Genomic DNA, 7,594 nt, shown 5'->3' on the forward strand with positions numbered 1-7,594 from the left:
CTAGGCTTCTCAGTGCGGACTTCCTGAGCCATTGCCCGTGACGGGGTGGCAGGGAGGGGAAACTCTGCGAGGAGTGATTCCAGGTTTGTGTCAGGAAGAGCGCGGGGATCCGGGGAAACATTTTTGGTTGCCTTCAGCTCAGGGCTAGGCACGGCAGCCGCATCCACAGAGCTCAACATACCCTCAATAGTCTGGGTGGCATCCAGGGAAAATACGCGGACCTGCTGGTCAAATGCACGCGCCTGGCTTCGGATGATGTTCTTTAGGGAATTGAGCGCGCCTTGCATCTGGACATAGTGTCCCTGGTACTCAGACTGCACGCGGACAAGCTCTTCCTGAGCGGCACGCTTCTCCGCCTCAAGGTTAGCCAGGGTAGTGCGGAGGTTGGATATCTCAAGGATAAGGGGTTGGCGGGCACGGGTGATGTGCTCCTCCATTGCGCTGCCTTCTGAGAGTTGGTGCTTCAGTTCCTCCAGTTCCTTTGCGGTTTCCTGGACAAGCTCAAGCTGCCGCTGCTGCAGGCGGGAGATTTGCTCCCCCATGCGGCTGCGTTGGTCCTGCAGTTCGGCAGGGGGTGCCCAAAACTGCTCCTCCTGAGGAGCAGTAGATGGTGCCGGGGTATTCAAGCGTTTTGGCGGCATAGGTACATCTATCGTACCATGGCTTTTCTCGAACGCTCAATAAAAAACCGAGGCTATGTGCCTCGGTTTTCCCTATTTGGCTGCAGGCGGCTCTTCTGCCTTTTTCTTTGGCGATTCAACAGCCTTGCCGTAATCAGGTTTGATTTGCCGGAGGATGTTTTCTTTGGCGGCTTTGAACTCTTCTTTGAACTGTTCTTTGCCCTTGGCGCCCTTTTCGGCAAGGAGGTCGAGCTTCCCTTCAAGGGAGGCAAGTTCGGACAGTTCAAGCTCGAAGAGGCGGTCCAGGGTACGGCGGCGGCGGCGCTCCAAGAGGTAGAGCCGGTACACCAGGACCATAATGGCAAACGCAAGGGCGAGCGCTGGGATCATGGTAAGGAGCAGGGCAATGGCGCCAGTGGTATCGCCGGTCAGTGACTTAAAGTCGCCTAGGGTGCCAAAGACATCCCGTACGGCTTGTCCAATGCTACGGCGCTCAGTCTGAGGCGTTTCTGGCTCAGGTGTTGCGCTTGCATCAGGCGTCGGCGTTGACTCGGGGAGAAGCGTGGCTTCTGGTGGGTTGATTGGCGGAGTTGGCTCAGGTGTTGTTGCGCCAGCTACAGGCGCAGCAGGACCACCAGGGGTCGGAGTTGGGGTAACCTTGGGGGTTGTGGTGGGCTTGGGGGTAGGAGTAACCCTAGGTGCTTTACTGGGATCGGCTGTAGGGGCAAGGGTCGAGCCAGGGGTTGGCGTAGGGGTTGGGGTGGCTTGTGCAACTTCACCTGCACCTGTGACGGTAACGGATTTCCCGCTACATCCGCCGGTAATGTCTGTTCCTGCACCGTCATTAGCAAGTACCTGACAGCTGCTTAGTCCAAAGTTACCGCTTCCGGCAGTGAGTGCTTTCAAGACTACGGTAGCTACCAAGCCTGTGCCTGTGTATCCAGAAGGTTTGCCACAGGAAATATCGGCCCCACCACCGCTTGGGTCTGCAGAAGAGATTTGCAGCGTACAGACGGATCCCGAGTACGTGCCGCGTACACCTTCAAAGAGGTTGGTAGGGTAGGAGAAGTGGGCATCAAAGGCATTAGCCGATGCGCCGCCTGTATTTACGTAGATTGTGACGGAAATGTCCTGCCCAACAGTGACGCTGGATGCCCCGCTCACAAACATGGAGGCCGCTGCCTGGGCTGGCTCTGGCTTATGGAGCGCGGCGAGAGGGATCGCCAAAATCGTCACTAGCAGGAAGAGGGCGGGTTTGGCGAAGCGGGTAAGCATGAACTAGAGAATCGGTTTAACCGTAAGGGGAAGATCGGGAAGTTCTTGTGCAATGTTGGTGCCTTTTCCGTCATTAGCCAGTACTTGGCTACGTTCGGGATCAAGGGTGACGGTGGTGGAGCCAACCGCTTTTGCGCGCATATTCATGCGCACTACTACGGTGTCACCGAGGAAGCCAGGATTGGGAATGCCGCACGACACATTTACTTCTCCCTTTATGTTATCAAAGCTATTGTCCAGATAAAACGTGCAGAACGATTTCTCGGTGGTCATATTCACCACTTCCAGGAACTGGGACTTGAATTGCACGTGTGCGGAGACCGCGTTCACAGGTGTGCCGTTTGTTTGAATACGCACTTCGACAGGAAAAACTTCTCCCGGAATAATATCGGTAGTCGGCGGAAGAAAGTACATGCGGGACTGCTTGAGCGTGTCTATCTGCTGTTTCCGGATAGCCACCGGGAGGGCAAGGAGTATGAGCACGCCTAGAATGGTCCACAGCAAAGCCTTGGAGCGGTTACCCTGGCGCTTGTAGCCAAGTAGGGTGCGATGAAGAAGGGTGGTGAAGGTATTCATGACTAACGGACGAAGTAGAACATCATGATGGAGAAGTCGGTAAGGTTCACTTTATTGTCACTGTTGATGTCTGCCACCTTGTGGTTGGTCTGCCAGTGGAAGAGAAGGATCGAAAAGTCTACCAGGTTGGTGCGGGTGTCACAGTTCAGGTCACCGTGAGAAATGTTACAGGCAGGTGCCGGGTTTGATGAATCGGGGGATTTGACCTGGAAGTTGACCGTCGGACTGGTGATGCTCTGCGTTCCCACACTGTCCTGTACGTTTGTGTACACCTGGTACTGGCCCGGGGTGAGGGTAGAGGTCTCGGTGCCCGAGATGGTAAAGGTCCAATCACCTGAAGCATCGGTAGTTGCTACGTAACTGCGCAGCGGTGCCTCTAGGAAGATGTTGATCTGCGCATTGGGCAGGGCTGCACCGGAGACGGTTACCGTCTGGCCTGGGTCAATCTCCACTACGTTAATTTCGATACTAGGGGAGAGCAGGATGCCGGTAACAGTAGTAAGCGAGCCCGAAATGAGGAAGAGGTTGAGCGTAGAGACGGAAGTAGAGCGGGAGTCTTCGTCGGTGGAAGAAATGGAAAAGGTATGCGCCCCAGGGTTCAAGCCGGTAACGGGGAAGCTGAAAAAGCCTACCCCTGAAGAGAGGGTAGTACCAATCACCGCACTGGATTCCGTAAGGACCACAAAGGAGTTGGGAGAAGTGTGCCCGGAAATATTTACCGCACTAAGCCCGCTTTGGACGGTAGCCGATACGACAACGTTCCCACCCTGGGTCAGTGGCAGGGTGATCACTTGGTTGCGAATTGTGGCGCCCGCTGCATCTTCCGTAATGGAAATGACTACCTGCTGCCCTAGGTTCACCAAGGGGTTGGTTGCAGAAATACCAATGATATTCAGCCCTGTGCCCGCCAGGAGGGAGATGTCGGTAATGCGGACCGTGGTGCCAACTACCGTAACGGTGGGTGTCCCAAAATGGCCAGACAATGAAATATTGCTGGCATTAATATTGGTGTAGTTGGGGAAGTTAATGAGGACCCACTCAGAAGGCGTGACTTGTTGTGCATCGATTGGCAGGACAAAGTAGATATCGTGCGTGATATTCGAGACGTTCGGCGCATTGGTGCCTACGAAGTCGCGCACTAAGTCCAAGCCGCTTACCGCATAGGTAGGTGCAGGATGCGCAAAAAGACTGAACAGTCCGAGTAGGACCGATACGAACAGAGCAGCGAATTTGCTGGCATGTACCCTCATTTGCCCCTCTTTCATGCGCAGCCTAGTCTCTGGTGAGATTATTGATCAGCCGTTTGACGGCTTTACGCTTTGTGATGAGCAGGTAGATGGCGAGGATTACGCCAACAAGGACTACGAGGAGATAGAGAGGAAAGACAATGAACGAAGTGCTTCCTGCGAGTGCCTGCTTGCCTTGTCCATAGTTGACTACAAGGGAGGCGGTATACTGGCCAACCAAGTTCTTGGTGTCCCAGTTTGCGGTCACAACGCGTGAGGCATCGGGGAGGATGTTGGTAGGGGTGATAACAATTTCTTTCACCTTCTTACCAAAGATATTGGTGATCACGATGGTGCCAGTAGGGGCAACGTGTACATTACCTTCGTTCTTATACCGCATGTGAAGGTCTACAGGTCCGTACTGCTGGAATGAGTTCTCGGTGCGGAATGACTCTAGAGAAAGCTTTTCAGTAATGTTTCCACTGACACGGAGCAGGATAAGCGAACCGACACGGGAGTCCACAGAGGCGGCTCCTGGGGCTGCGGTTCCGGCACGTTTTACAAGGACGCTTCCGTAGTGTCCACCTGCCTCACTGTTGCGAGGAATACGGATTGTGTAAGAGATGACACGCTCTTGGGCTGGGGGAACAGTGAACTTGCTTGGTTCAAAAGTGACCCATCGCGCCAGGGAGAATGTCTCGTTAGAGGTGCTGGGGTCTACAAACCCAACGCTTCCTTCGTCACCTTGGGCAACAAAGTCTTCGACTTCGACTTGGTACGTTACCTCGGTGTCGCTGTCGTTCTTGATCTTGATCTTCTCGGAGATTACATCTCCAGGGTTTCCGAACAATTCAAAGCGAGGAGGCGATACAGTGATACTGTCTGCGCTGGCTGGTTGGGGAAAGAGACCAAAGGCTATAGCTACCAGTATTGCTGTAGCAATCTTCTTGAAGGTCTTGCGCATACAGGCGGGCATAAAGGGATTGCTTAAATTCACTCTATTATCAGCAGAAAATTAGGAAGCTGCAAGCCGATGGGTATAACATCTAACTTCTGTAGTCAACATGAAATTCTCCCAAACGGAACGGCGCGGCTTCGCTAACAGCTTCATTCAGCCTAATAAAGAACTGCAAATTTCCTTCTGAGTTAGGTTGGTATGAGGAAATATTAAACTCTTGTTCAAACCAAAACCACGTACCATCTTTTGTTGGTGGAAGGTAGGAAACAAGGATTGCGCTTTGGTCATCCAGTGTTTTTGCTTCAGTAAGCGGGACATAGGTTCCGGCGGGTAGGGCAAAGGCTTTCACCGCCGCCACGTCTGCGACCACCTTATTTGGTTGGGAGGCTAGGTAGGTCTGAATACTGGAGCTTGCCACTTCGTCCTTAGTAAAGAGGCTGGCATCCGGCGCTTTATTTGAGAGGCGGGACCAGGGGATATCCTTAAGGAGGGGATGAGTGATAGTGGCAATCTCCTGGCGCTCGTTCCCGGCATCAATAAGAAGGGTGGCTTGGGTACCTTCGGGGGCTTGATAGGCAAACGTCACCCTTGTCTTCTGCCGGTTCTCTTGGGGTTTGACATTAATGTTTACCTCAGAGGTGCGGATGTCTTGGTGGGGGATCCGGTTGATTTCTTTTTCTTCAGCACTCTGGAACGCCAGGCGCGGGCCGGGACATCCTACCAAGGCGTGGCGCAGGACAGGGCAGGATTGCGGTACCCAGGAAAGAATCACCAAAAGGGCGAGGAAAACTCCTCCTCCCATGACGATTATCCTGTCTATCTGCTTCCGGGCTACGCTCATTTAGTAAAGGGGTTGGATGTTATAGGTCAAGCTGCCAAGGTATGTGTCTCCTGCTTGGACAATATTCGCCTCGAGTGCATAGGAGATGTAGATGACCACGCCAGCGCGTTCCGGTCCTGCCGAGGTGGCAACTGGGCGCGCGGTTGTACCCAGTGGGCCAAACCGTCCTGAACCAGTGCTCCAGCCACTCACCCGGGTGTCACTGGTATTGGCCCCAAACCAGCCACTGTTAATGCTGGGACTCGTGCCATCGGGTGACGACCATGCCTGCGGATTGCTCCAAGTGGCATTGGTAGCACCAAACGGGTCAAAGTTCACATTGGGGAAGTTTACGCCCTCAATCTCATCTTCCAGTTTTGCGTAGACGGTGTACCCCCTGGGGGCATTCGTCGTGATGGTCAGCTTATGCGTTCCATAGCGTACGGTCTGAAGGGGGATGCGCCCAAAAGAAAGACCGGTACTGCTCGAAGAAATATTTGAAGTTACCCCGTTGTGGGTTTGCCCACTGCTAACATCCTCAACTTGAAAGGTAAGGAAGGGGTCTTCCCGTACTGTATACGTTGTATCGCCGCTGTCTACACTTGTGGTGCCGTCATCTGAGTACGTTGTAATGCGGACATGGCATGTATCCAATAATGTATCGCTTGCGGCTTCGCAATTGTCGATAGCCGAATTGGTAATGTTGTTGAACTCAATCGAGGCTAGGCTACCACTAGGGACTGATGCGGCAGTGGGACGTTCAATAAAGAGAATGCCACTCGCATAAAAGCTTGTGCTGAGAGTCCAATCACTGCCAAGGTTGCCTACCGTGCCGAGCGTGGCGTTCTGGAGGCTTAGGCCGGAAGGGCGCGTTGTCCCACCTTGGGTAGTGGAAAACCGGACGTAAATGCGCTTGAGCAAATCTGTAGATGCAGTGGTGAAGGCAACGGTATGAGTCACCCCCGTCTCAGTTGCGGTGGTGCTGCTAAGGGTGTCGCTAATCGCGGTAAGCGATGCTGCCCGAGCAATAGGAAAATGGAAACCCGGTAGGAGTGTGAGTGCAAAGACTAGGGCGCCTACCGGAATATTGATCAAGCGTAACGTGCGCATGCAATCATTATAAAGTAAAAAACCTCCAGTGTGTCGGGGTTAGAGCCGGATTCTTCCATCAAAAAAAGAGAGGAATGCACAGGGCATTCCTCTCTTTGTCGGCAGCTAGGGTTAGTAGCGAGCGACCACGTTATACTGTGCAGTACCTGTGTAGGTGTCTGCAGGCTGTAGCGCGTTTACTGCAATCTTGAGGGTAACATACTTGATGTTTGAACCTGTACCAAGATCTGGACCAGAACTTGTCATTACAGAGTCACCAACGGTTGAAGAGTTGTTGACTGCTGGAGGAGCGTAAAGGTTTGAACCGAATCCACCAATGTCGGTAGAACGGAGACCAATCCAACCGGAGTTGACGTTGGCAGATGTACCAGTTGGGTCAACGTTGAACAGCTGCGGTGAACCAAAGGTTGCACTGGAGTTAGCGAATACGTCGATGTTGTTTGAACCGATTGTTCCCGTAAGCGGGTTGGTTCCTACGAACTTGAAGTAAACGTCGTAACCGGAAGGTGCGTTGGTAGCAACAGCAAGGCTGTGCTGTGAACAACGGTTAGCAGCGATACCGATACCAAGGTTGCCAAATGGCAGGGTGGTAGAGGTGCTGGTAACAGGGTTGGCACAAGAAGCGTTACTGTCGTTCGTTGAAAGGTTACCACTGGTTACAGCAGCAACAGTGAACGTAAGGGATGGGTCAACGGTAGCAGTAACGGTGACAGGGGTAACAACGGTAAAGGTAGTTACACCAGTGTCTTCGCGGTAGGTAGCAGAGTCAATTTCAGCAACGGTGTCCTCTGTGTGAGTCTCGATGCGAATGTAGCAAGTGTCGCTGTTAGCAACAGCGTCACATTCGTTACCACCGGAAACAGTGGAACTTGGGTTGGTGATAGTGGAAAGAACAATGACGAAGTCGTTCTGAGTTACGGCGCTACCTGTTGTGTTCAAAAGGTAGAGGTAACCAGTGGCGGCGTTGGTAGTATCGATTGCCCAACCGGAGTCTGCGCCACCATCTTTA

At 53.1% G+C, this 7,594-nt stretch carries 8 protein-coding genes; all 8 read right to left on the reverse strand.

Annotated features, from left to right (window positions below; all coding sequences use genetic code 11):
* On the reverse strand, window positions 1-641 hold a 641-nt coding region (locus VLA04_02195; protein ID HSI20500.1), incomplete at its 3' end, for a hypothetical protein.
* 72 nt (window positions 642-713) lie between these two features.
* Complete coding sequence (locus tag VLA04_02200; GenBank protein ID HSI20501.1) at window positions 714-1,895, reverse strand: cohesin domain-containing protein; 1,182 nt, start codon at window positions 1,893-1,895, stop codon at window positions 714-716.
* Window positions 1,896-1,898: 3 nt separating this feature from the next.
* Entirely contained in the window at window positions 1,899-2,471 is a 573-nt protein-coding gene (locus tag VLA04_02205; GenBank protein ID HSI20502.1) for a cohesin domain-containing protein, read from the reverse strand.
* 2 nt (window positions 2,472-2,473) lie between these two features.
* Window positions 2,474-3,736 carry a dockerin type I domain-containing protein gene (locus VLA04_02210; protein HSI20503.1) on the reverse strand — a complete coding sequence of 421 codons (1,263 nt, stop codon included), beginning with the start codon at window positions 3,734-3,736 and terminating at the stop codon, window positions 2,474-2,476.
* 7 nt (window positions 3,737-3,743) lie between these two features.
* The gene (locus tag VLA04_02215) at window positions 3,744-4,661 is read right to left on the reverse strand and encodes a DUF916 domain-containing protein (protein ID HSI20504.1); all 918 of its coding nucleotides are present in this window, start codon (window positions 4,659-4,661) and stop codon (window positions 3,744-3,746) included.
* 82 nt (window positions 4,662-4,743) lie between these two features.
* On the reverse strand, window positions 4,744-5,496 hold the full coding sequence (locus VLA04_02220) for a hypothetical protein (GenBank protein HSI20505.1): 753 nt from the start codon (window positions 5,494-5,496) through the stop codon (window positions 4,744-4,746).
* Window positions 5,497-6,585 carry a hypothetical protein gene (locus VLA04_02225; GenBank protein ID HSI20506.1) on the reverse strand — a complete coding sequence of 363 codons (1,089 nt, stop codon included), beginning with the start codon at window positions 6,583-6,585 and terminating at the stop codon, window positions 5,497-5,499. It lies immediately after the preceding gene.
* A 111-nt stretch (window positions 6,586-6,696) separates the two neighbouring features.
* On the reverse strand, window positions 6,697-7,594 hold an 898-nt coding region (locus VLA04_02230), incomplete at its 5' end, for a hypothetical protein (protein ID HSI20507.1).

The sequence above is a fragment of the Verrucomicrobiia bacterium genome, from assembly GCA_035460805.1.
Classification (GTDB): domain Bacteria; phylum Patescibacteriota; class UBA1384; order CAILIB01; family CAILIB01; genus DATHWI01.